24 protein-coding genes are annotated in these 20,141 nt (G+C 70.4%); 11 read left to right on the plus strand and 13 right to left on the minus strand.

Features of this window, described 5'->3' with window-relative positions; genetic code table 11:
• Window positions 1-202: 202 nt before the first annotated feature.
• Genes VFX14_14135 through VFX14_14145 form a run of 3 tightly spaced genes read right to left on the minus strand, consistent with a single transcriptional unit; the run spans window position 203 to window position 2,244 of the window.
• On the minus strand, window positions 203-724 hold the full coding sequence (locus VFX14_14135) for a DinB family protein (protein HEU5190819.1): 522 nt from the start codon (window positions 722-724) through the stop codon (window positions 203-205).
• A gap of 9 nt (window positions 725-733) precedes the next feature.
• Complete coding sequence (locus tag VFX14_14140; protein ID HEU5190820.1) at window positions 734-1,432, minus strand: pirin family protein; 699 nt, start codon at window positions 1,430-1,432, stop codon at window positions 734-736.
• 44 nt (window positions 1,433-1,476) lie between these two features.
• A complete protein-coding gene (locus VFX14_14145; GenBank protein ID HEU5190821.1) occupies window positions 1,477-2,244 on the minus strand; it encodes a 3-hydroxyacyl-CoA dehydrogenase in 768 nt (255 codons plus the stop codon).
• A 54-nt stretch (window positions 2,245-2,298) separates the two neighbouring features.
• On the opposite strand from VFX14_14145, the gene VFX14_14150 reads away from it, so the two are divergent.
• Window positions 2,299-3,447 (plus strand): HRDC domain-containing protein, encoded by a 1,149-nt coding sequence (locus tag VFX14_14150; GenBank protein ID HEU5190822.1) that lies wholly within the window; start codon window positions 2,299-2,301, stop codon window positions 3,445-3,447.
• A gap of 86 nt (window positions 3,448-3,533) precedes the next feature.
• Entirely contained in the window at window positions 3,534-4,490 is a 957-nt protein-coding gene (locus VFX14_14155; protein ID HEU5190823.1) for a hypothetical protein, read from the plus strand.
• A gap of 25 nt (window positions 4,491-4,515) precedes the next feature.
• Here VFX14_14155 and VFX14_14160 read toward each other — a convergent pair whose 3' ends face one another.
• The 9 genes from VFX14_14160 to VFX14_14200 form a co-directional block, all read right to left on the minus strand.
• Entirely contained in the window at window positions 4,516-5,775 is a 1,260-nt protein-coding gene (locus tag VFX14_14160; protein HEU5190824.1) for an acyl-CoA dehydrogenase family protein, read from the minus strand.
• Window positions 5,776-5,779: 4 nt separating this feature from the next.
• On the minus strand, window positions 5,780-6,901 hold the full coding sequence (locus VFX14_14165; protein HEU5190825.1) for an acyl-CoA dehydrogenase family protein: 1,122 nt from the start codon (window positions 6,899-6,901) through the stop codon (window positions 5,780-5,782).
• Window positions 6,901-7,572, minus strand: coding sequence for a dienelactone hydrolase family protein (locus tag VFX14_14170; GenBank protein ID HEU5190826.1), 672 nt, complete (start codon window positions 7,570-7,572; stop codon window positions 6,901-6,903). The genes VFX14_14165 and VFX14_14170 overlap by 1 nt, the downstream gene beginning before the upstream one ends.
• A 15-nt stretch (window positions 7,573-7,587) precedes the next feature.
• On the minus strand, window positions 7,588-8,421 hold the full coding sequence (locus tag VFX14_14175) for a methyltransferase domain-containing protein (protein ID HEU5190827.1): 834 nt from the start codon (window positions 8,419-8,421) through the stop codon (window positions 7,588-7,590).
• Window positions 8,422-8,483: 62 nt separating this feature from the next.
• Window positions 8,484-8,834 (minus strand): OsmC family protein, encoded by a 351-nt coding sequence (locus VFX14_14180; GenBank protein HEU5190828.1) that lies wholly within the window; start codon window positions 8,832-8,834, stop codon window positions 8,484-8,486.
• 12 nt (window positions 8,835-8,846) lie between these two features.
• Window positions 8,847-9,254, minus strand: coding sequence for a heme-binding protein (locus VFX14_14185; protein ID HEU5190829.1), 408 nt, complete (start codon window positions 9,252-9,254; stop codon window positions 8,847-8,849).
• Window positions 9,255-9,269: 15 nt separating this feature from the next.
• The gene (locus VFX14_14190) at window positions 9,270-10,067 is read right to left on the minus strand and encodes an enoyl-CoA hydratase-related protein (GenBank protein HEU5190830.1); all 798 of its coding nucleotides are present in this window, start codon (window positions 10,065-10,067) and stop codon (window positions 9,270-9,272) included.
• A 53-nt stretch (window positions 10,068-10,120) separates the two neighbouring features.
• Complete coding sequence (locus VFX14_14195) at window positions 10,121-11,269, minus strand: CaiB/BaiF CoA-transferase family protein (GenBank protein HEU5190831.1); 1,149 nt, start codon at window positions 11,267-11,269, stop codon at window positions 10,121-10,123.
• A complete protein-coding gene (locus VFX14_14200; protein HEU5190832.1) occupies window positions 11,266-12,729 on the minus strand; it encodes an amidohydrolase family protein in 1,464 nt (487 codons plus the stop codon). The genes VFX14_14195 and VFX14_14200 overlap by 4 nt, the downstream gene beginning before the upstream one ends.
• 144 nt (window positions 12,730-12,873) lie before the next feature.
• Here VFX14_14200 and VFX14_14205 point away from each other — a divergent pair, with 144 nt between their 5' ends.
• The 6 genes from VFX14_14205 to VFX14_14230 are packed head-to-tail and all read left to right on the plus strand — an operon-like array spanning window position 12,874 to window position 17,793.
• Entirely contained in the window at window positions 12,874-14,523 is a 1,650-nt protein-coding gene (locus VFX14_14205; protein ID HEU5190833.1) for an ABC transporter substrate-binding protein, read from the plus strand.
• A gap of 4 nt (window positions 14,524-14,527) precedes the next feature.
• Window positions 14,528-15,451: an ABC transporter permease gene (locus VFX14_14210; protein ID HEU5190834.1), complete on the plus strand. Its 924-nt coding sequence runs from the start codon at window positions 14,528-14,530 to the stop codon at window positions 15,449-15,451.
• Window positions 15,448-16,290: an ABC transporter permease gene (locus VFX14_14215; GenBank protein ID HEU5190835.1), complete on the plus strand. Its 843-nt coding sequence runs from the start codon at window positions 15,448-15,450 to the stop codon at window positions 16,288-16,290. The genes VFX14_14210 and VFX14_14215 overlap by 4 nt, the downstream gene beginning before the upstream one ends.
• Complete coding sequence (locus tag VFX14_14220; GenBank protein ID HEU5190836.1) at window positions 16,287-16,760, plus strand: MaoC family dehydratase; 474 nt, start codon at window positions 16,287-16,289, stop codon at window positions 16,758-16,760. Before VFX14_14215 ends, VFX14_14220 begins: the two co-directional genes overlap by 4 nt.
• A gap of 26 nt (window positions 16,761-16,786) precedes the next feature.
• Entirely contained in the window at window positions 16,787-17,236 is a 450-nt protein-coding gene (locus tag VFX14_14225; protein ID HEU5190837.1) for a MaoC family dehydratase, read from the plus strand.
• Complete coding sequence (locus VFX14_14230; protein HEU5190838.1) at window positions 17,233-17,793, plus strand: GNAT family protein; 561 nt, start codon at window positions 17,233-17,235, stop codon at window positions 17,791-17,793. Before VFX14_14225 ends, VFX14_14230 begins: the two co-directional genes overlap by 4 nt.
• Here VFX14_14230 and VFX14_14235 read toward each other — a convergent pair.
• Complete coding sequence (locus tag VFX14_14235; protein ID HEU5190839.1) at window positions 17,738-18,328, minus strand: 2'-5' RNA ligase family protein; 591 nt, start codon at window positions 18,326-18,328, stop codon at window positions 17,738-17,740. The genes VFX14_14230 and VFX14_14235 overlap by 56 nt on opposite strands.
• A 35-nt stretch (window positions 18,329-18,363) precedes the next feature.
• Between VFX14_14235 and pdxH the strand changes: the two genes are divergently transcribed.
• The 3 genes from pdxH to VFX14_14250 form a co-directional block, all read left to right on the plus strand.
• The gene (gene pdxH / locus VFX14_14240; GenBank protein HEU5190840.1) at window positions 18,364-18,993 is read left to right on the plus strand and encodes a pyridoxamine 5'-phosphate oxidase; all 630 of its coding nucleotides are present in this window, start codon (window positions 18,364-18,366) and stop codon (window positions 18,991-18,993) included.
• A 202-nt stretch (window positions 18,994-19,195) separates the two neighbouring features.
• Complete coding sequence (locus VFX14_14245) at window positions 19,196-19,600, plus strand: prepilin-type N-terminal cleavage/methylation domain-containing protein (protein ID HEU5190841.1); 405 nt, start codon at window positions 19,196-19,198, stop codon at window positions 19,598-19,600.
• Window positions 19,601-19,866: 266 nt separating this feature from the next.
• Window positions 19,867-20,141, plus strand: a 275-nt coding sequence (locus VFX14_14250; GenBank protein HEU5190842.1) for a prepilin-type N-terminal cleavage/methylation domain-containing protein, incomplete at its 3' end; no start/stop codon positions are given.

A 20,141-nucleotide genomic window follows, 5' to 3' on the forward strand; every position in this document is an offset into this window, starting at 1 on the left:
TGAGCGGGGCATCACGCGAGTCAGGACATCCATGCCCCTAATTAGTTGCAAACATTGATCCACAGAGCCATGTTCAGCGAAATCAGCTACTTACGTAAATGCGCGGTACTTCTGACTTACCAAAAATGTCGGTGTCAACAAATCAGTGAAAACATGATGCGTCGACGGGCCGACACCGCGCCTCGACGGGGCGGAGCGGCCGCTAAGCGCCCGGGCGCTCGAATGCGAAGAAGATGAAGTCGAGATCGCCCGGCGAGTAGCCCAGCTCGGTCAGGAGCGCGGCCGTCTCGCCCCGGTGATGCTGGGCGTGGAGAATGGCCTGCATCACGTAGATGCCGAGCGGCATCTTGCCCGGCCACAGGCGCTGCGGCTCGGCCCAGCGCTCGGCGGTGAGCCCCGCGGCGAAGGCGCGCAGGCCCTCGTGTCCACGCACGAACGCGTCGCGGATGCCCTCGCGCGTCTCCAGGTCCACCGAGGCCTTCAGCTGCGCCGCGATCTCGGCGGGATCCGACCCCTGGCCCTCGAGGCCGGCGAGGTAGTTGAGCTGTACCCACGCGATGTGGCGGAGCTGGCCGAAGATGCTGCCGTGCCCCGCGCCCGGCAGCATCTGGCTGAAGACGTCGTCGGGCACGCGATGGGCGGCGCGGAGCAGTCGCTCGGTGGCCCACTCGTTGTAGTCGATCAGCGTGCGCGCGAGGCCGAGGGCGTCCACCGCATCGCGCATGACGGCGGCTCAGGCGAGGTCGAAGAGGAGCAGCTCGGTGGCGGCGGTCGCCACGATCTCGACGTCGGCCTCCTGCTCGATCGCGGCGCCATCGCCAGTGGTGAGCAGCTTGCCGTTCACGGTGGCGGCGCCCGAGACGAGATGAATCCAGGCGCCGCGGCCGGCGGCCAGAGGGTGGCGCACCGTCTGCCCGGGTTCGAGCAGGCTCGCGTACACGCTCGCGTCTTGATGGATGCGCGCCGAGCCGTCCCGCGCGTCCTGCGAGGCCACGAGGCGCAGGCGGCCCTGCTTGTCCGCCGCGCTGAAGATCTTCTCCTCGTAGCTGGGCGGCAGGTTGCGCGCCTGGGGCAGGATCCAGATCTGGAGCAGGTGCACAGGCTCCGTGTCGGAGCCGTTGTACTCGCTGTGGGTGACGCCGGTCCCCGCGCTCATCCGCTGCACGTTGCCGGGGCGGATGGTGGAGGCGTTGCCCATGCTGTCCTTGTGGGCGAGGCCGCCCGCCAGCACGTAGGTGATGATCTCCATGTCGCGGTGCGAGTGGGGCGGGAATCCAGCGCCCGGCTCCACGCGGTCCTCGTTGATGACGCGGAGCGAGCGGAAGCCCATGTGCGCGGGATCGTGATACTGCGAGAACGAGAACGTGTGGTACGTGTCCAGCCAGCCGTGGTCGAAGTGTCCCCGCTCCTTGCCCGGCCTCACGGTGATCATGGCTTCAGTCTCTCACGCGGCGCAACCGGCGGTCCCCGGCGGCCTCAGCGCGGCTGCATGCGGATCGCGCCGTCGAGGCGGATCGTCTCGCCGTTGAGCATCGCGTTCTCGACGATCTGCGCGGCGAGGGCGCCGTACTCGGCGGGCCGTCCCAAGCGGGGCGGGAAGGGGACCTGCTTGCCGAGCGAGACGCGCGCGGGCTCGGGCAACCCGGCGAGCAGCGGCGTGTCGAAGAGCCCGGGCGCGATCGTGCACACGCGGATGCCGAGCTCCGCGAGGTCGCGAGCGACCGGCAGCGTCATGCCCACGATCCCGCCCTTGGACGCGGAGTAGGCGGCCTGCCCGATCTGGCCGTCGAAGGCCGCCACCGACGCGGTATTGATGATCACGCCGCGCTCCCCCTCGTCGTTGGGGGTGTTCTTCGCCATGTGGCCCGCGGCGAGGCGGATGCAGTTGAACGTCCCGATGAGATTCACCTGGATCACCTTCGTGAAGGCGGCGAGGTCGGCCGCCCCGCGCTTGCCGTAGGTCTTCTCGGCGCTGCCGATGCCGGCGCAGTTCACGAGCACGTGCAGGACGCCGAACCGGGCGAGGGCGGCGTCCAGGGCGCCCGCCACGTCGTCGCCGCTCGTCACGTCGGCAGGCACGAAGTGGGCATGATCGCCGAGCTGCTTGGCCACGTCGGCGCCCGCCGAGCGGGGCAGGTCCAGGAGGGCGACGCGCGCGCCGCCCGCGAGCAGTCGCTCGGCGGTGGCGCGGCCGAGCCCGGAGGCGCCGCCGGTGATCACTGCGGTGCAGGCCGAGATCTTCATGGGAGTCCTCCCGGGAGGAGCTGTGTCCGCTGGCGGCGTAGTATAACAGCGTACATGCCCGCGTCGCCCCGTGCCCCTCGCTGGATCGTCGCGCCGCCCGACATGGCCCGTCTCGCCGCCGATCTGGGAAGCGCACGCGCGGTGGCCATCGACACGGAGGCGGACAGCCTCCACCACTACCCGGGGAAGCTCTGCCTGGTGCAGGTCGCCACCGACGCGGGGGGCGCTCACCTCGTGGACCCGCTCGCGCTGCCCGACCTCTCGGCGCTGGGCCCCGCGCTCGCCGATCCCGGCATCGTCAAGATCTTCCACGCCGCCGACAACGACCTCGCGTATCTCAAGCGCCAGCAGAGCTTCACGGTGACCTCGATCTTCGACACGTCCATTGCCGCGCGGTTCCTCGGGCTCACTTCCCTGGGACTGGACGTGCTGATCAAGACCTACCTCGACGTGGACCCGGGCAAGTCCCGCCAGAAGGACGACTGGTCGCGGCGGCCGCTGACCGCCGAGCAGGAGACGTACGCGCTCAACGACGTCGTGCACCTGATGCCGCTCCGCGACCGGCTCACCGCGGAGCTCGCCGCCAAGGGCCGCCTCGCCTGGCTCGAGGAGGAGTGCGCGGCCCTGGCCGCCCAGAGCGTGCCGGCGCGGGTGATCGATCCCGATGCCTATCTCGCGCTCAAGGGCACGAAGGACCTCGACCGGCGCGGCCTCGCCGTGCTCCGTGAGCTCTACCGCGAGCGCGAGCGCCTGGCCCTCGAGCTGGACCGGCCGCCGTTCATGATCCTCGGCCACGACACGCTGGTGCTCCTCGCGGCGCGGCGGCCCACCGACGTGGCCGGCCTTCTGGAAGTGCCCGGCTGCACCCCGAAGTTCGAACGCCGCTTCGGCGCGACCGTCCTCGCCGCCATCGCGCGCGGGCTCGCGGCGCCCGAGGGCGAGCTGCCCGTGCGCACGCCCAAGCCGCGGCCGAGCGTGCCGGGGCCGGTGCGGCGGCGCATCGAGGCCCTGCGGGTGTGGCGTACCAAGGGCGCCGCCGCGCTCGGCCTCGATCCCGGTTTCTTCTTCCCCCAGCGGCTCATCGACCGCCTCGCCGCCACGCCGCCCGCCGACCTCGACGCGCTCGCGCGCGCGGACGGTGTGCATCGCTGGCGCGCCGAGGTCGCGGGCGCGGAGATCCTCCAGGTCTTACGCACCGCGTGAGAGGCGGCTTGCCCCCGCTCGAGCGTGGTGGTACTGCGTGAGGGCAGGGCTCGAGCAGGACAGATCGGACAAGGAGGGTGCCGACGATGGCCCGTCCCCGTTACGTCCGCGAAGGCATCATAGGTGGTCTAATAGGCGCGACCCTCGTCGCGGTCTGGTTCCTCATCTACGACGCGGCCCGGGGCCGCCCCTTCCGAACGCCCGCCCTGCTCGGCGCGGCCACCTTCCAGGGCGTGACCGATCCCTCGGGCGTGCCGGTGGCGCCGCACCTCGTGGTCGAGTACACGGTGCTCCACGGCGTGGTGTTCGCCCTGATCGGCATCCTCATCGCCTCGGTGATCTGGGCCGCGCAGAGCAAGCCCGCCATGCTCCTCACCCTCGTGATCGTGCTGCTGTGCTTCGAGGTGTTCTTCCTCGCGGTGGTGGTGACCCTGGCCCATCCCGTGCTCGGCGACATCGCGTGGTGGTCGATCCTCGTCGCCAACGTGCTCGCCGCCGCCGGCATGCTCGCGTACTTCTTCATCGGCTACCGTGCGCTCGGGCGCGTGCTGCTGGGCCCGTGGACGCGCGTCTTCCGCGAGGGCTTCGTGGCGGGGATACTGGGCGCGGCGGCCGTCGCGATCTGGTTCCTGATCGTGGACACCGCGGCGGGGATGCCGCTGCGCACCCCCGCGCTGCTGGGCGCGGCCATGCTGGAGGGCCTGCGGGACCCCGGCGCGCTCGTCATCACCTGGCCGCTCGTGATCAAGTACACCCTGATCCACGGCGGCGCCTTCGCGCTGTTCGGCTGGGTGCTCGCCGGCCTCCTCACCCTGGCCGACCGGGAGCCGCGCCTCCTCTACGCCATCATCATGCTGTTCTGCTGCTTCGAGGTGTTCTTCATCGCGATCATCGCAATCACCGCGGAGTGGCTGTTCGAGGCGCTGGCGTGGTGGAACATCCTCGCCGGCAACGTGCTCGCCGCGCTCGTGATGCTCGCGTACTTCTTCCGCGGGCATCGGGTGACGTGGCGGGAGTTCATCACCGCCACGCGGGAAAGCTAGACCGCGGGGCGGTCGGCGCCGGCGCTCAGCGCTTCCGGGCGCCCGGGCCCGGCGCGGCGCTGCCCGACGGGAGCTCGTCGAAGGGCAGCTCCTTGTCTATTCGAACATCTGCCGGCAATCCGAGCACGCGCTCCGCGATGATGTTGCGGAGGATCTCGTCGGTGCCGCCCGCGATGCGGCCGCCCGGCGAGTAGAGCAGCGCCTCCTGGAACGCCGCCCGCATCGGCGCGAGGGCGGGATCGAGCACGGCGCCGCCCATGTCCTCGAGGTCCATCGCGAAGCCGGCGATCTCCTGCAGCTTGCTCGCGCTCACGACCTTGGCGATGGAGGCTTCCGGCCCGGGCGTCTCCCCGCGCGAGAGCGCGGTCATGGTGCGGAAGCGCGTGTAGCGCAGGCCCTGCTGGCGCACGTACCAGTCGGCGAGGCGCTCGCGCACCGCCGCGTTCTTGATGGCGGGCCCGTCAGGGAGCTCGACGGCGCGGGCGAGGGCGAAGATCTCGTCGAAGTCGGGGCCGGCCACGTCGCCCACCGCCAGCCGCTCGTTCATGAGGGTGGTGATGGACACACCCCAGCCCTGGCCCACCGCGCCCAGCCGCTGCGTGTCGGGCACGCGCACATCGGTGAAGTAGACCTCGTTGAAGTTCGACGCGCCCGAGACCTGCTTGATCCGCCGCACCTCGATGCCGGGCGAGCGCATGTCCAGGAAGAAGAAGGTGAGACCCTTGTGCTTGGGCGCCTTGGGATCGCTGCGAGTGACGATGATGCCGTAGTCGGCGAAGTGGGCTCCCGACGTCCAGATCTTCTGCCCGTTGATGATCCAGTCGCTCCCGTCCTTCACCGACCGCGTGCGCAGCCCGGCGAGGTCCGAGCCGGCGGCGGGCTCGGAGAAGAGCTGGCACCAGATCTCCTCCCCGGCCAGGGCCTTGGGCGTGTAGCGCTGCTTCTGCGCCTCGGTCGCGTAGGCGTGCAGGGTGGGGATGCACATGCCGAGGCCGATCTCGAAGTAGCCGCGCGGGACGAGGACGCGCGATTCCTCCTGGTTGTAAATAACCTGTTGGATAGCGGTGCCGCCCCGGCCGCCGTACTCGGTGGCCCAGGTGATGGCGGCGAAGCCCGCCGCGTGCTTCTTGGCCTGGAACTCCTTCGCGCGCGCGAGCCCCTCGGCCTCACCGTAGCGCGCCTTCCACGTCTCGCCCGGGTAGGCGCGCCGCTCCGCGGTGCGCTCCAGCCACGCGCGCGCCTCCGCGCGGAACGCCGCCTCGTCCTTGGAGTCGTTGAAGTCCATGGCCTCAGGCTCCCGCGCGCGCTTCGAGGCGCGCGATCAACCGGTCCTTCCATCGAGGGGTACTGCCGATGGCGAGGGCGAGCAGCTTCGCGCGCCGGTAGTACATGTGGCAGTCGAACTCCCAGGTGAAGCCCATGCCCCCGTGGGTCTGGATGTTCTCCTTCGCGGCGAGATAGAAGGCCTCGCTCGCCGCGACGCGCGCGGCGGCCGCCGCCACCGGCAGGGCGGGCGCATCGGTGGAGAGCGCCCAGGCGCCGTAGTAGGCGTTCGAGCGCGCCAGCTCGAGCGCGACGTACACGTCGGCGAGCTTGTGCTTGATGGCCTGGAAGGAGCCGATGGGCCGGCCGAAGGCGAAGCGCCCGAGCGCGTAGTCGCGCGCCATGTCCAGCGCGGCCTGGGCGCCGCCCACCTGCTCGAAGGCGAAGAGAACGGCGGCGCGGTCGAGCAGGCGCTCGACGAGGGCCCAGCCACCCCCGGGCTCGCCGAGCGGCTCGGCGGCGGCGGCATCGAAAACCAGGCGCGCGTGCGAGCGGGTCGGATCGACGGTCTCGACCCGCGTACGGGTGATGCCCGCGCCGTCGAGCGGCACCACGTAGAGCGAGACGGCGGCGGCGCCACCCTCCGGCCGGGCCGCGACGATGGCGAAGTCAGCCACGTCACCGTCCGCAACCGGCAGCTTGGCGCCGCTGAGACGGTGGCCGCGCGCGACGGTCTCGAGGTTGCCGGGATGGGGCGCGCGCGGTCCCTCGGCCAGGGCCAGACAGCCGATCGCTTCGCCCAGCGCGAGGCGTGGCAGCCACCGCTGCTTCTGCTCGGCGCTCCCCGCGAGCAGCAGCGCCTCGGTGGCGAGATAGACGGACGACGAGAACGGCGTGGGGGCGAGGCTTCGCCCCAGCTCCTCGGCGAGCACGCACAGCTCGAGATACCCGAAGCCAGCGCCGCCGTACGACTCGGGGATGGCGGTGCCGGTCCAGGCGAGCTCGCCCATGCCGCGCCACAGCTCGCGGTCGAACGGCTCGTCGGACTCGAGGATGCGCCGGACCCGCGCGGGCGCCGCGCGGTCGGACAGGAACTTGCGCGCCTGATCGCGCAGGGCCTGCTGCTCGTCCGAGAAGGCGAAGTTCATTAGCCGAGTGTTTCGCGGAAGAAGTCCAGGGTGCGCTGGCGGGCCAGCTTCGCGCTCTCCGCGTGATAGCTGCCGCGCTCGTCGCAATTGAAGCCGTGGCCCGCGGGGTAGACGTGGGCAGGCACGGTCGGATGCGCTTTCTTCACCGTCTCCCAGTGGTCGGGCGGGATGGAGGCGTCGGTCTCGCCCCAGTGGATGAGCACCGGGCACTTCGGCCGCTCCGCCGCGGACGCCGCGATGCCGCCGCCGTAGTAGCACACCGCCGCGGCGACGCCGTCGATGCGCGTGGCGGCGAGCCAGGCGAGCGTGCCGCCGAGGCAGTAGCCGACCACCCCGACCTTGAGCCCTTCGGCCTGCAGCGCCTTCACGGCCGAGCGCACGTCTGCGACCATGTCGTCCAGCTGGATTTTCCCGCGCGTGGCGCGGCCGGTCTCCACGTCCGACGAGGCATAGCCGATCTCGAAGTCGCGCTGCACCCGGTCGAAGATCGCCGGGGCCAGTGAGAGATAGCCCTCGGCGGCGAACCCGTCGGTGACTTTCCGGATGTGCTGATTGACGCCGAAGATCTCCTGGATCACGACCACGCCAGCGCGGGGCTTCCCCGCGGGCTCGGCGCGATAGCCGGCAAGGCGATGGCTGTCTTCGGCGGTCAGGGTGATGGACGTGCCCATGGGATCAGTCCTCCTTCACGCCCGGTTGCGGGCCGTGAACACGGTGATGGGGTAGAGGCAATAGTAATCCGGGCGGGCGAGCACATACTCGGGAGACTGCGGGTCGCAGAGCGCGGCGCGGCGGGCCCAGTCCTCGGACGAGAGGAGCGGACGGAGCCGCTCGCCCCAGTTGCGCCCGAAGACGACGGTCTCGATGTAATCGCGCGCGGCCGCGGTGAGAGGCGCGCGGCACTGCAGGAGGTGTGTCTCGTGCGCCACGTCGGCCAGGTTCGCCTCGAGCAGGGACTCCAGCGTGCGCTGCCGCCGCTCCTGGAACGTCCGCGCCCCCGCCTCCTCGCGGCTCCGCTCGCTCTCCGCCTCCTGGATCCGGCGCTCGAGCGAGGGATGCCCCGGCAAGAACATCGCCGACAGCGTCTGCGACTCCATGACGACGATGCGGCCGCCGGGCCGCACCACGCGGGCGAACTCCTTGAGGGCGGACTGAGTGTCGGGGATGTGATGGAGGACGTTGCCGCACCAGAGCCAGTCGAAGCGGCCGGCGGGCGCGTCCAGCTCCACGCCGTCCCCTATCTGGAACTCGAGCCGCGGCGGCCGGAGCCGGTCGCCGACGAGGGCGCGCGCCGCCTCGACGCGCTCCGCCGACGGCTCGATGCCGAGCACCCGGCCGTCCGGCCCCACCGCTTCCGCGAGCCAGAGGGTGTAGAGCCCGACCCCGCAGCCCACATCGATCCCGCGCGAGCCCGGCGCCAGGCCGAGGCGCGCGATGACGTCGCGCATCACCGGCTCGTGGAAGCGGTTCATCCGCTCCAGCGCGACGGTGAAGGGGACGGCCTCGGGCGCGCCGCTCATGCCGGCTTGGCGAGCACGCTGACGGTGACGTTGGTCGCGACCGCGACCGTGCGATAGAGGGGTCAGCGGTTCTTGTAGACGCCGACGAGCAGCTCCGCCTGCTCCTGATCCACGCCCGACAGCTCGAAGCGCATGCGCACTTCGGCGAAGCGGTTGGGCTCGGCCACCGCGCGCACGCCCTCGATGGTGACCTCGGTGTGGCGCAGAGGCACGCGCTGCTCCTGCGCGTAGAGCTCGATGAGGGTCACGCCGCACGAGGACACGCCGGCGAGGAACGCTTCCGCGGAGCCCAGCGCCTCGTGCGGGCCCGAGGGCGAGTCGATGACGAAGTGATTGGTGCGCGCCTGATTGAGCGAGCGCCCGGGCACGCCGCCGCTGTAGGAGCGAACCGTGTCGACCTTCACGTCAGCCATGAGTCCTCCCGCTCAGGAAATGACGGCCGCGCCGGCATTGGCGCATTCCTGGTCCTGCTCGCCGGTGCCGCCCCCGCAGCCGATGCCGCCGATGACCTTGCCCTTGACGACGATGGGGGTGCCGCCCGGCGTCGGCAGGATCTGGCCGGGAAGCGCGCTCGGCACCAGATGCCAGAAGAGGCCGCCCTTGGCCGCGCGCTCCGATAGCTCGGTGGTGCTGGCGCGGAAATTGGCCGCGGCGGTGGCTTTGGCGCGCGAGGTCTCGGGGGACAGGAAGCTGGTGCCGTCGCCCCGCGCAGAGAGGACGAGGCGGCCGGCTTCGTCCACCACCGTCACCGTCATCGGCGCGCCCAGCGCCTTGGCCTTCTCCTGCGCGGCGCGCACGGCGCGCTCCGCCATCGCCAGCGTCAGCTCGATCATGGGGATCCTCTCGGTCTAGCGGCCCTTGAACTGCGGCGGGCGCTTCTCAACGAAGGCGCGGATGCCCTCGCGCGCGTCCTCGGTCTCGAAGCAGACGTTCTGGGCGAAGGTCTCGAACTCGAGCCCGCCGCGGAGATCGGTGCCCTCGCCGTGATAGAGCGCGCGCTTGGCGAGGCGGATGGCGATCGGCGGGCCCCCAGCGATCTTCCGAGCCAGGTCGTAGGCGGCGGGCAAGAGCTCCTCGGGCGGGTACACCGCGCTCACCAGGCCGATCCGCAGCGCCTCCGCGGCGTCGATCATGTCGCCGGTGAAGACCATCTCGGCGGCCTTCGCCATGCCGACCAGCCGCGGGAGGAAGTAGGTCCCGCCCCAGTCGGGATGGAGGCCGCGCTTCACGAAGGTCTCGCCGAAGCGCGCGGCGGTCGAGGCGAGGCGGATGTCGCAGCCGAGCGCCAGGTTCATGCCGGCGCCGGCGGCGGCGCCGTTGACCGCGGCGATGATGGGCTGCGGCGCGTCGCGCATGGCGAGGAGCGTGCGGTCGCGGCCCGGGGCGACCTTCTCCAGGATCGGGCGCTCCCGCTGCGACTCCTTCGCCTCGTTCATGGCCTTCACGTCGCCGCCCGAGCAGAACCCCTTGCCCGCGCCCGTGATCACCATCACGCGCACCTCGGGGTCGGCGCTCGCCCGGAGGATGGCGTCGTAGAAGTCCTCGCGGAGGGTGTCGCCGAGCGCGTTGAGCCGCTCGGGGCGGTTGAGGGTGAGGGTGGCGATCGCGTCCTTCACCTCGTAGAGGAGACACTTGTAGGACGTCATCCGATCCTCCGCGTCTGCGGTCCGATGGGCGGTCGCCTGGTGTCCGGGCGCTCTCAGCCGAGGGCGCCCTGCGCACGCAGGGCCGAGAGATCGTCGGGGGAGAAGCCCCAGTCGCGGAGCGCCTCCTCGGTGTGCTCGCCCGCGCGCGCCGGCGGGCGCGCGACAGCGCCGGGCGTTCGGCTGAACCGCGGGGCGGGCCCGGGCTGCACCACGCCCTCGACCTCCACGAAGGTGCCGCGCGCGCGGTTGTGGGGATGCATGGGGGCCTCGGTGAGGGAGAGAACGGGGGCGAAGCACACGTCGCTGCCCTCCATGATGCGGCACCACTCGTCCCGGGTCTTCTGCTTGAAAACCTCGGTGAGCTTGGCGCGCAGCTCGCCCCATCGCGCCTTGTCGTGTTGCTTGGGCAGGGGCTCGCCATCGAGGCCGGTGAGGCGCAAGAGCTCGCCATAGAACCGCCGCTCGATGGAGCCGATGGCGACGTACTCGCCGTCCTGCGTCTCGTAGACGTCGTACCAGGGCGCGCCCGAGTCCAGGATGTTGTCGCCGCGGTCGTCGTTCCACATGCCCATGGCGCGCATGCCGAATACCGCGGCGGCCAGCGACGCCGCGCCGTCGACCATGGCCGCATCCACCACCTGCCCGCGCCCCGACTGCCGGGCCTCCAGCAGCGCGCACACCACGCCGAAGGCGAGGTACATGCCGCCGCCGCCGAAGTCGCCCACGAGGTTGAGCGGCGGCACCGGCGCCCCGCCCTTGCGCCCGATCGAGTGGAGCACGCCCGAGAGCGCGATGTAGTTGATGTCGTGACCGGCCGCCGGCGCCATCGGCCCCTCCTGACCCCAGCCCGTCATGCGGCCGTAGACCAGGCGTGGGTTGAGGGCGAGGCACGCGTCGGGGCCGAGCCCGAGCCGCTCCATCACGCCGGGGCGGAAGCCCTCGATGAGGGCGTCGGCGTTGGCGATCAGGCGCTTCATCGCCGCCACCGCGGCGGGCGTCTTGAGGTCCAGCCCAACCGAGCGGCGGCCGCGATTGAGCACGCTGTAGCGCGGATCGACGGGCAAACCGAGGTCGGCCGAGCCGACGCGGTCCACGCGGAGCACGTCCGCCCCCATGTCGGCCAGCATCATGGCGCAGAACGGCCCGGGCCCGATGCCCGCGACCTCGATGACGCGAACGCCGGCGAGCGGCCCCTGGCTCACTTGGCCAGCACGTGCTTGGCCACCGCGTCCTCGACCACGGTGCCCTTGAAGAAGTCGGGATTGAGCGCGGTGTGGAGGCTCGCCGCGTTGCTGAACGTGAACTCGCGGAAGTCGTCCTCGGTGATGAGCCCGTGCTCCACCAGCTCCCACGCCTCCTCCAGCACCTCGGTCATGTCGGTGACGTCGAAGTGGCCCACGTCGGAGGAGAAGATCGGGTTGAGGCGGTGATAGCCGTGGCGGTCGAAGGCCCAGGCGGTCATGGGATCGTCGGCCTCGCAGCCGAAGTAGAAATGGTCGGCGAACCGCCGCTTGAGCGTCTCGATCGAGTCGATGCCGGCGGCGGCGAAGTCGTCGATCTGCTCCTTGTACTCGCGCGCGGTCATCTCCTCCACCGTCTTGAAGGGGGGAACGAGGCTCGGCGCATCGAGGATCTCCGCCATCTTCTTCTCGTAGACCGTGCCGCCCCATCGGGCGAACAGCTCGGAGAGCTTGGCGCGGTCGAGATTGGTCGGGCGCACGTGGCGCTCCAGGGCGGCGGCGTTGCGCTTCACCCAGTGGCCCACGAGATCGGTGAGGAGATTGCACGCCCAGCCCACGCCGCCCTCCAGCATGGCGAACTTGAGGGCGGGGAAGCGCTTCACCACGCCGCCGATGATGAGCGCCTTGGCGAAGGCGTGGCTGGCGGCGGCGAAGTGGCCGATGTGATTGTAGGTGAAGTTGTCCACGGTCTCGCGGCCGTGCCAGCCCATGCTCCCGGAATGCGCGGTCACCGCGACCTTGAGCTCGAGGCACTTCGCCCAGAACGGGTCGTAGTCGAGGTCGCTGTCATAGCCGAGGGAGTCGATGACCTGGCGGACGTACGCGGGATCGCCGCCCGCCTTCGCCCCCGCCGGCACGGGACGCTTCACGTGGTTCGCGATCATGATCACCTTCATGCCCAGCTCGCGCACCGCGTAGCTGGCCTCGTCGATGGCCTCCTGCGGCGTGTACACCGGCACCACCGCGGCGGGTGCGATCCGGGCGCGATAGGGGGCGAACATCTCCGCGTTCATCCGGTTCACCGCACGGGCGCAAGCGCGGCGCAGCTCCTCGTCCGGGTTGCCGATGTGGAAGAGGCCCAGCGAGGTGTACAGCAGGCAGAAGTCGATGCCGAAGTCGTCGAGGCGCTCGTGGAAGAGCGCGGGCACCATGGCGGTGGCGCGGTCGAGGGTATTGGCGGGCTCGCCCCACCACGTGGGCCGGTGCTGCCGCCGCTCGCGGCGCTCCCCGCGGCTCCACTCGTACCAGCCGGCCTCCGTCTGCTTCTTGACGAAGCGGTCGGTCACCGCGGGGCCCGCCACCTGGCGGAGATAGTCGAGGAAAATGGGGACCGGCTCCAGCCAGTGGCCATCGCCGTCGATCACGGGGTGGTCCAGGTGGGCGCGCACGGCGGCGGATTTCGAGTCCTTCGAGTAGGCCATTGGAGGCTCCTCCGGAAGCGGGTAGCGTCTCCGGTTTTGTAGGTCATTCGCCAGGGCAAGTCAAGGCGCGGGGGGCAGGCGGAAAGGCGCGCGCGCCCGGGCGATTGACACGAGCGGCGGCCCTCTGGTGTAGTGGGCTCTCGCATGACGCGCTCGATCGGGATCTTCCTGCTGGCTGTCCTCTTCGCCTTCGGGCTCGGCGCCCACCCGGCGCAGCCCGCCGATCCGCCGCGCGCCGTCGACGGGCAGGCCATCGATCCCGATGCGGAGCTGGTGGTGGCCCTCGCCGACGACACCAACAACATGGACCCGCGCATCGGCATGGGCTCGATCCGCTCCAACTACATCCGGCAGGTGTTCGAGAGCCTGGTGGACGTGGACGCGGCGGGCAAGCCCCAGCCCGGCCTGGCGCTGACGTGGAAGGCGATCAACGACAATCTCTGGGAGTTCACGCTGCGCCCCAACGTGCGCTTCCACGACGGCGAGCCGTTCAACGCCGATACCGTGCTCTTCAACTTCGACCGCATGTTCCGGAAGAACCTCGACAAGTGGGGCATCAAGGACGTGACTGCGGGGACCTCGTTCGAGAAGCTCTACCCGATGGTGACGAAGTGGGAGAAGGTCAACGACCTCACCGTGCGCGTGCACACGAGCGAGCCCCTGGCCATGCTGTGGGACGCGCTGGGGCGCGAGCCCCTGGTGCCGCGCGCCTCCACCATCAAGAACGGGGTGGACGCGCTCAACGAGCGCCCGATCGGCACGGGGCCGTGGCGCATGGTCGAGTGGAAGCGCAAGGACAGCATGCGCTTCGAGCGCTGGGACGGGTACTGGGGCCCTCCGCCCTTGGTGAAGCGCATGCGCTTCCAGACCATCCCGGAGGGCGCCGCGCGCATCGCCGCCCTTCGCGCCGGTCAGGTGGGGCTGATCGAGGCGGTGCCGCCGATCGACGCCGCCGCCCTCCAGCGCGACGCCGCCTTCAAGGTGGTGAGCGCCGCGCAGAAGCTCGGGTGCCGGCTCTACATCAACGGCCGCCCCAAGGACAAGTACGACTCGGGCGGCAAGGACGGGCTGTTCGCCGACCAGCGGCTGCGCCTGGCGCTCAACCACGCCATCAACCGCGACGCCATCATCAAGAAGATCTTCGGCGGCTACGCGCTCGCCAACGCCTCGCCGGTGGCGACGGTGATGTACGGCTACGCCGCCCAGGAGCCGTACGCCTTCGATCCCGCCCGCGCCAAGGCGTTGCTCGCCGAGGCGGGCTGGCGCGACACGAACGGCGACGGCGTGGTGGACAAGGGCGGTGAGCCCCTGACGCTGCAGCTCCTCTTCCCCGCCAAGCACTACGGCCAGGCCTTCGACGAGATGACGGCGGCGGTAGTGGAGATGGTGAAGGACGTCGGGGTGGGGGTGGTGGTGAAGCCGCTGGACTTCGGCACGCTGCTCCAGACCCTCACCAAGGGGACGCTGCCGTCCAACGGCGGATTCACCGCGTGCCGGACCAGCAACAGCGTGGACGCGGAAGACCAGGTGCGCGACTGGGCCAGCTACACGCTGGTGAACTGGACGCCGTTCACGCCGGAGCTCGCTGCGCTCTATCAGGCCTCGCGGCGGGAGCTCGATCCCGGCAAGCGCCTCCGGATCCTGGCCGATCTCCAGCGGCAGATCCGCGACTGGTCCCCGGTGGTGCCACTCTACCAGGAGATCAAGATCTACGCCCACAGCGCGCGCGTCCTGCGCTTCGCGCCGCTGCCCGAGCTGCACATGGACTTCCGCGGCGTGGCTCTCCGGAAATGAGCGGATGCGGGCCTTCCTGCTGCGGCGGTTCCTCCACGCGCTCGTGGTCGTCTGGGGCGTCGTCACCGTCGTGTTCTTTCTCGTCCGCCTCACCGGCGACCCCGCCGCCGTCCTCGTAGACCCCACCGCCACCCAGGCGGAGATCGAGTACACGCGGCGCCTCCTCGGGCTCGATCGCCCGCTCGCCGTCCAGTACGGCGACTTTCTGCTCGCCATCGCGCGCGGCGACTTCGGGCAGTCCATCCAGACCCGGCGTCCCGCCCTCGGCATGGTGCTCGAGCACCTCTGGCCCGCCACGACCGTCCTCGCGGCGGCGGCGCTGCTCCTGTCCACGCTGGCGGCGGTGCCGCTCGGTGTGCTCTCCGCGACGCATCGAGGCGGCTGGATGGATCACGGCAGCCGGCTCGCCTCGCTCTTCCTCCAGTCGATGCCCGCGTTCTGGCTGGGGATCATGCTGATCCTCTTCTTCGCGGTGGAGCTGGGCGGGCTGCTGCCTGCCTACGGCTCGGGCAGTCTCCGCCACCTGATCTTGCCCGCGGTGACGCTGGCCGCGGCGCCGCTCGCCCAGAACGTGCGGCTCGTGCGCTCGGGCATGCTCGAGGTGCTGGGCGAGGACTACGTGCGCACCGCGCGCGCCAAGGGCCTGGCCGAGCGCGGCGTGATCTATCGCCACGCGCTCCGCAACGCCGCGCTGCCCGTGCTCACCGTCACCGGGCTCTCGCTGGGCTTCATGCTGAGCGGCGCCATCATCATCGAGACGGTCTTCTCCTGGCCCGGGCTGGGACGGCTGATCGTGCAGGCGGTGCCGGGCCGCGACTTTCCCGTGATCCAGGCCGGCGTCTTCGTATTCGGGGTGATCTTCGCGGGGGTGAACTTCGTGGTCGACGTGCTCTACACCGTCCTGGACCCGCGGGTGCGGCTGGCATGAGGCTTCGGCGTGATCTGCCCGCGCTGCTCGGGCTCGCCATCATCGCCGTGACGATCCTCGCCGCCGCGCTCGCGCCTGCGCTCTCACCCGGCGATCCCCTCAAGAACCGGCTCCTCGAGCGCCTCACGCCGCCGATGTGGGCGTCGGGGGGCAGCGCCCAGCATCCCCTCGGCACCGACACGCTGGGACGCGACGTGCTGAGCCGGCTCGTCCACGGCGCGCGCGTGTCGCTCGTGGTGGGGCTGGCCGCGGTGCTGCTGGCGGGCGTGGTGGGGGTGGCGCTGGGCCTCGCCGCCGGGTATCGCGGCGGGTGGGCCGACGACCTCCTCATGCGCGTAGGCGACGTGCAGCTCGCCTTCCCCGTGCTGCTGCTGGGCGTGGCCGTTACCGCGGTCCTGGGCGCGAGCCTCACCAACATGATCCTCGTGCTCGGCGCCAGCGGCTGGGTGACCTACGCGCGGATCGCGCGCGGCGAGGCGCTCGCGCTGAAGGAGCGCGACTTCGTGGCGGCGGCGCGGGCGCTGGGCGCGCCGGCCGGCCACGTGGTGCGGCGGCATCTCCTGCCCAACGTGCTGCCGCCGCTGATGGTGGTGACCACGTTCTCGGTGGCGCGCACCATCATCGCGGAGGCCTCGCTGTCCTTCCTCGGGCTCGGACTGCCGCCGCCCACCCCGAGCTGGGGAGCCATGCTGGACGAGGGACGCAACTACATCACGACCGGCTGGTGGCTGGCCCTGTTCCCCGGACTCGCCATCCTCGTGCTCGTGCTCGCCATCAACCTCTGCGGGGACTGGCTGCGTGATGCCCTGGACCCGCGTCTCGAGAAAGGAATCGGATGAAGTACTGGGAAGACATCAAGGTCGCCGACACCGCCATCCTCGGCTCGCACACGGTGACGGAGGACGAGATCCTGGCCTTCGCGAGGAAGTACGACCCCCAGCCGTTCCACCTCGACCGGGAGGCGGCCACGCGCTCGATCTTTGGCGGCCTGATTGCCAGCGGCTGGCATTCCTGCGCCATCATGATGCGGCTCTCCGTCGATCACATGAAGAAGGAGCAGCTGGCGGGGGTGGGCTCGCCCGGCATCGATTCGTGCCGGTTCGTGAAGCCGGTGCGGCCGGGCGATACTGTCACCGTGCGCACCGAGATCACCGAGAGCTGGCCGTCCAGGTCGAAGCCCATCGGCTTCATCCGGCGCCGCGCGGACATGCTGAACCAGCACGGCGACGTGGTGCTGACCGTCATCGGCGTCGGGATGTTCCTGCGGAAGGGCGAGCCGCAGCCGCAGGCGAGGCGAGCGGATACATGATGGTTCCCGAGCGGAGCGAGGGCGGCATGACTGACCTCCTCTACTTCGAGGACGTGAAGGTCGGCGACACCGAGCGCTTCGGCCACTACGAGGTCACGCGCGAGGAGATCATCGAGTACGCGCGGCAATTCGACCCCCAGCCCTTTCATCTGGACGAGGAGGCGGGTAAGGCGAGCCCGTTCGGCGGCCTCATCGCGAGCGGCTGGCACACCGGCGCCATGCTGATCCGCATGCTGAACGACCACTCGATCCCTCGCGCGGCCACCAGCGGGGCGCTGGGCTTCGACGATCTCAAGTGGGTGAAGCCCGTCCGGCCGGGCGACATCCTCTCGGTGGAAACGCGGGTGCTCGACAAGGCGGAGTCGCGGAGCCGGCCCGAGATCGGCGTGGTCAAGGTGGAGAGCCGCGTCCTGAACCAGGCCGGGGAGCTCAAGATGTCCCTGGTCTCGATCGTGCTCTACCGTCGCCGCCGGTGATCGCCGGCGCCCGTGGCCGGCGGGTGATCCTGCGCGCGCCGCGCCCGGGCGACCGCGACGAGGTCCTGCGGCTCAACCGCGCGAGCCGGCGCTTCTACCGTGGGCTCGTGATGCCCCCAGTGACGCCGCGACAGTGGGTGGCCTTTCTGGCCCGCCGCCGGCGGCCCGAATCGCCGGGCTTCCTCATCTCCCGGATCGAGGACGGGGCCATCGTGGGCGGTATCAACATCAACGAGATCGTCCGCGGCGTGTTCAAGAGCGGCTATCTCGGCTATCAGATCGGCGCGCCTTATGCGCGCCGGGGCTACATGACGGAGGCGCTTGCCCTGACCCTGCGCATCGCCTTCGGGCGGCTCAGCCTGCATCGCGTGGAGGCGAACATCCAGCCCGGCAATCGTGCGTCGATCGCGCTGGTGCGCCGCGCGGGATTCCGTCGCGAGGGCCTCTCCCCGCGCTATCTCAAGATCGGCGGCCGCTGGCGCGACCACGAGCGCTGGGCGCTCACGATGGAGGACTGGCGCCGGCGTCGCCGAGTCCGCCCGCGCCGGCGACCGTGAAGGTCCGGTGTAGGGTCCAGCGCGCGAGCCCGTCCTCGTCCGCGCCCGTCTGACGCAGCAGCGTGAGGTTGTCGAGCGCCGCCGGGAAATGGCGGGCTCGCCCGGCAAGGTGACGCCACACCTCCGCGAAGCGCGCCCGGCAGTCCTCGGCCAGCGTCATGTGAGGGCGCAGATGCGGGCCGTCGTGCGGGCCCCACGGCATCCAGGCGAGCCGGCGCAACTCAGTGAAGAGCGCCTCGAGCAGCGTCTGCGCGGCCGGAGAGAGCGTCACGGTGGCGAACACCACGTTCTCGTCGAAGTGGTCGAAGTCGCCCACGGTCACGGGAACCGTCGGGTGTCGGCCCGCGAAGTCGCCGAGGAGGGTTTCCACCGGGGTGATGTCGTCGGTCTCGAAGTGATACTTCAGCGTGAAGTGCGCGGGAATGGCCTGGCGCTGGGTGATGCGGAGGTCGAAGCGCGTGGCGAGCTCGTCCACCAGGGCCCGGTGGTACTCACCCACGAAGCTCGGGAGCAGGCACGGGAGGATGTAGCGCATCGCGGGATGCCCGCCACTCATTGTATGCTCCCCGCATGAAAGAGCCGTTGCCGGAACCGCTGCCGGCCGATCCGCTCCCGCTGATGGAGGCGTGGATCGCGGAAGCCTCCAAGACGGTGAAGACGGCCACCGCGATGGCGCTGGCCACCGTCGACGCCGACGGCCGCCCGGCCGCGCGCATGGTCATCTGCCGCGGCTTCGACGCCAAGGCGGGCTGGCTGGTCTTCTACACGGATCGCGGCAGCGCCAAGGGCCACGCCCTCGCGGCGAATCCGCGCGCCTCGGTGGTGTTTCACTGGGACGTGTTCGAGCGGCAGATTCGCGTGGACGGGCCGGTGTCCTGGGCGCCCGAGGCCGACTCGGAGCGGTACTGGAACACGCGTCCTCTCGACGCGCGCATCGCCGCGATCGCGAGCGAGCAGAGCCTTCCCATCGCGTCGCGCGCCGCCTTCCTCGCCAAGGTCGAGGCGGCCGGCCGTAGCGCGGGTACTGCGATCGCGCGCCCGGCGCGCTGGGGCGGCTATCGCGTGTGGGCCGAGCGCGTGGAGCTCTGGGTGGGCCAGCCTGCGCGCGCGCACGACCGCGCGGTATGGACGCGCACGCTCACGAGCGCGGCCGACGGATTCACCGGCGGCCCCTGGAGCGCGACTCGCCTGCAGCCCTGATTCGCGCCCCCTTCAGCGGCTGTCAGACCCCGAACACGTCAAGCGTCATCCCGCAACGCCCTCGACTGGCGAAATTGATTCGCGTTCCGCATGTGCGCGCTTTTCCAAAGCTTTCCGTCGGGCGGGCATGGCACCCCACGTGCACTACCGCCGGATACGGTTCGACGACCCAATCGACCCAACTCACACAGGGGGACACTGCATGCTGAGCTTCTGGCACAGGAAGCGGACGGTGCTGGGCAACCAGCGCGGCTTCACGCTCATCGAGCTGATGATCGTGGTAGCCATCATCGGAATCCTCGCGGCCATCGCGATCCCGCTGTACGCGAACATCCAGGCGCGCGCCCGCATCGCGAAGGCACAGGCCGACGCCCGTACGCTCGCCTCGGCCGTGAGCATGTACTCGGCCCACATGGGCACGCTCCCGACCGGTCTGGCGGCCCTGAACTCGGTCGCGACGAACAGCCTGGGTCAGACCGCCGGTCCGTTCATGGCCTCCACGCCGGCGGCGCCTGCGGGCTGGACGGCGTATGGCTATAGCTCGACTGCCTCCGGCGCGTTCACGATCTCGGCGTCGGGCGACTCGACCACCGTCAGCCTGCCGTAAGGACCTTCACCGCAGACCCGGGGGAGGGGCGACTGCCCCTCCCCCCTTTTTTTCGCCCGCCGCCCGCCCACCAGCGGACTGACGTTTTTCGCCCCGACTACTTCGCGACGTCACCCTGCAGTTCTTTCCAGACAAACGAAATTAAATAGTTACACCGCCAGACCCCGAGATTTTTGTGGCACACCCCATGCACCGATAGGGGTACGTATGGCGACTCGAATCAACGACTGATGATACCAACACAACTGACATAAAGGAGACTCGACATGCTGGCCTTCTGGAACAAGAAGCGGACGATGCTGGGCAACCAGCGCGGCTTCACGCTCATCGAGCTGATGATCGTGGTGGCCATCATCGGTATCCTCGCGGCCATCGCGATCCCGCTGTACGCGAACATCCAGGCCCGCGCCCGGATCGCCAAGGCGCAGGCCGACTCCCGGACTCTCGCCTCCGCGGTGAGCATGTACTCCGCGCACATGGGCACGCTGCCGAACGCGCTCTCGGACCTGAACTCGGTGGCCACGAACAGCCTGGGGCAGAC

Source organism: Candidatus Methylomirabilota bacterium (assembly GCA_035764725.1).
Lineage (GTDB): Bacteria > Methylomirabilota > Methylomirabilia > Rokubacteriales > CSP1-6 > DASRWT01.

Excerpts from the sequence above, each read along its gene's own strand:
- VFX14_14135 (HEU5190819.1), bottom strand. The coding sequence starts at position 724 with ATGCGCGATGCGGTGGACGCCCTCGGCCTCGCGCGCACGCTGATCGAC.
- VFX14_14140 (HEU5190820.1), bottom strand. The coding sequence starts at position 1,432 with ATGATCACCGTGAGGCCGGGCAAGGAGCGGGGACACTTCGACCACGGC.
- VFX14_14145 (HEU5190821.1), bottom strand. The coding sequence starts at position 2,244 with ATGAAGATCTCGGCCTGCACCGCAGTGATCACCGGCGGCGCCTCCGGG.
- VFX14_14150 (HEU5190822.1), top strand. The coding sequence starts at position 2,299 with ATGCCCGCGTCGCCCCGTGCCCCTCGCTGGATCGTCGCGCCGCCCGAC.
- VFX14_14155 (HEU5190823.1), top strand. The coding sequence starts at position 3,534 with ATGGCCCGTCCCCGTTACGTCCGCGAAGGCATCATAGGTGGTCTAATA.
- VFX14_14160 (HEU5190824.1), bottom strand. The coding sequence starts at position 5,775 with ATGGACTTCAACGACTCCAAGGACGAGGCGGCGTTCCGCGCGGAGGCG.
- VFX14_14165 (HEU5190825.1), bottom strand. The coding sequence starts at position 6,901 with ATGAACTTCGCCTTCTCGGACGAGCAGCAGGCCCTGCGCGATCAGGCG.
- VFX14_14170 (HEU5190826.1), bottom strand. The coding sequence starts at position 7,572 with ATGGGCACGTCCATCACCCTGACCGCCGAAGACAGCCATCGCCTTGCC.
- VFX14_14175 (HEU5190827.1), bottom strand. The coding sequence starts at position 8,421 with ATGAGCGGCGCGCCCGAGGCCGTCCCCTTCACCGTCGCGCTGGAGCGG.
- VFX14_14180 (HEU5190828.1), bottom strand. The coding sequence starts at position 8,834 with ATGGCTGACGTGAAGGTCGACACGGTTCGCTCCTACAGCGGCGGCGTG.
- VFX14_14185 (HEU5190829.1), bottom strand. The coding sequence starts at position 9,254 with ATGATCGAGCTGACGCTGGCGATGGCGGAGCGCGCCGTGCGCGCCGCG.
- VFX14_14190 (HEU5190830.1), bottom strand. The coding sequence starts at position 10,067 with ATGACGTCCTACAAGTGTCTCCTCTACGAGGTGAAGGACGCGATCGCC.
- VFX14_14200 (HEU5190832.1), bottom strand. The coding sequence starts at position 12,729 with ATGGCCTACTCGAAGGACTCGAAATCCGCCGCCGTGCGCGCCCACCTG.
- VFX14_14205 (HEU5190833.1), top strand. The coding sequence starts at position 12,874 with ATGACGCGCTCGATCGGGATCTTCCTGCTGGCTGTCCTCTTCGCCTTC.
- VFX14_14210 (HEU5190834.1), top strand. The coding sequence starts at position 14,528 with ATGCGGGCCTTCCTGCTGCGGCGGTTCCTCCACGCGCTCGTGGTCGTC.
- VFX14_14215 (HEU5190835.1), top strand. The coding sequence starts at position 15,448 with ATGAGGCTTCGGCGTGATCTGCCCGCGCTGCTCGGGCTCGCCATCATC.
- VFX14_14220 (HEU5190836.1), top strand. The coding sequence starts at position 16,287 with ATGAAGTACTGGGAAGACATCAAGGTCGCCGACACCGCCATCCTCGGC.
- VFX14_14225 (HEU5190837.1), top strand. The coding sequence starts at position 16,787 with ATGACTGACCTCCTCTACTTCGAGGACGTGAAGGTCGGCGACACCGAG.
- VFX14_14235 (HEU5190839.1), bottom strand. The coding sequence starts at position 18,328 with ATGCGCTACATCCTCCCGTGCCTGCTCCCGAGCTTCGTGGGTGAGTAC.
- pdxH (HEU5190840.1), top strand. The coding sequence starts at position 18,364 with ATGAAAGAGCCGTTGCCGGAACCGCTGCCGGCCGATCCGCTCCCGCTG.
- VFX14_14245 (HEU5190841.1), top strand. The coding sequence starts at position 19,196 with ATGCTGAGCTTCTGGCACAGGAAGCGGACGGTGCTGGGCAACCAGCGC.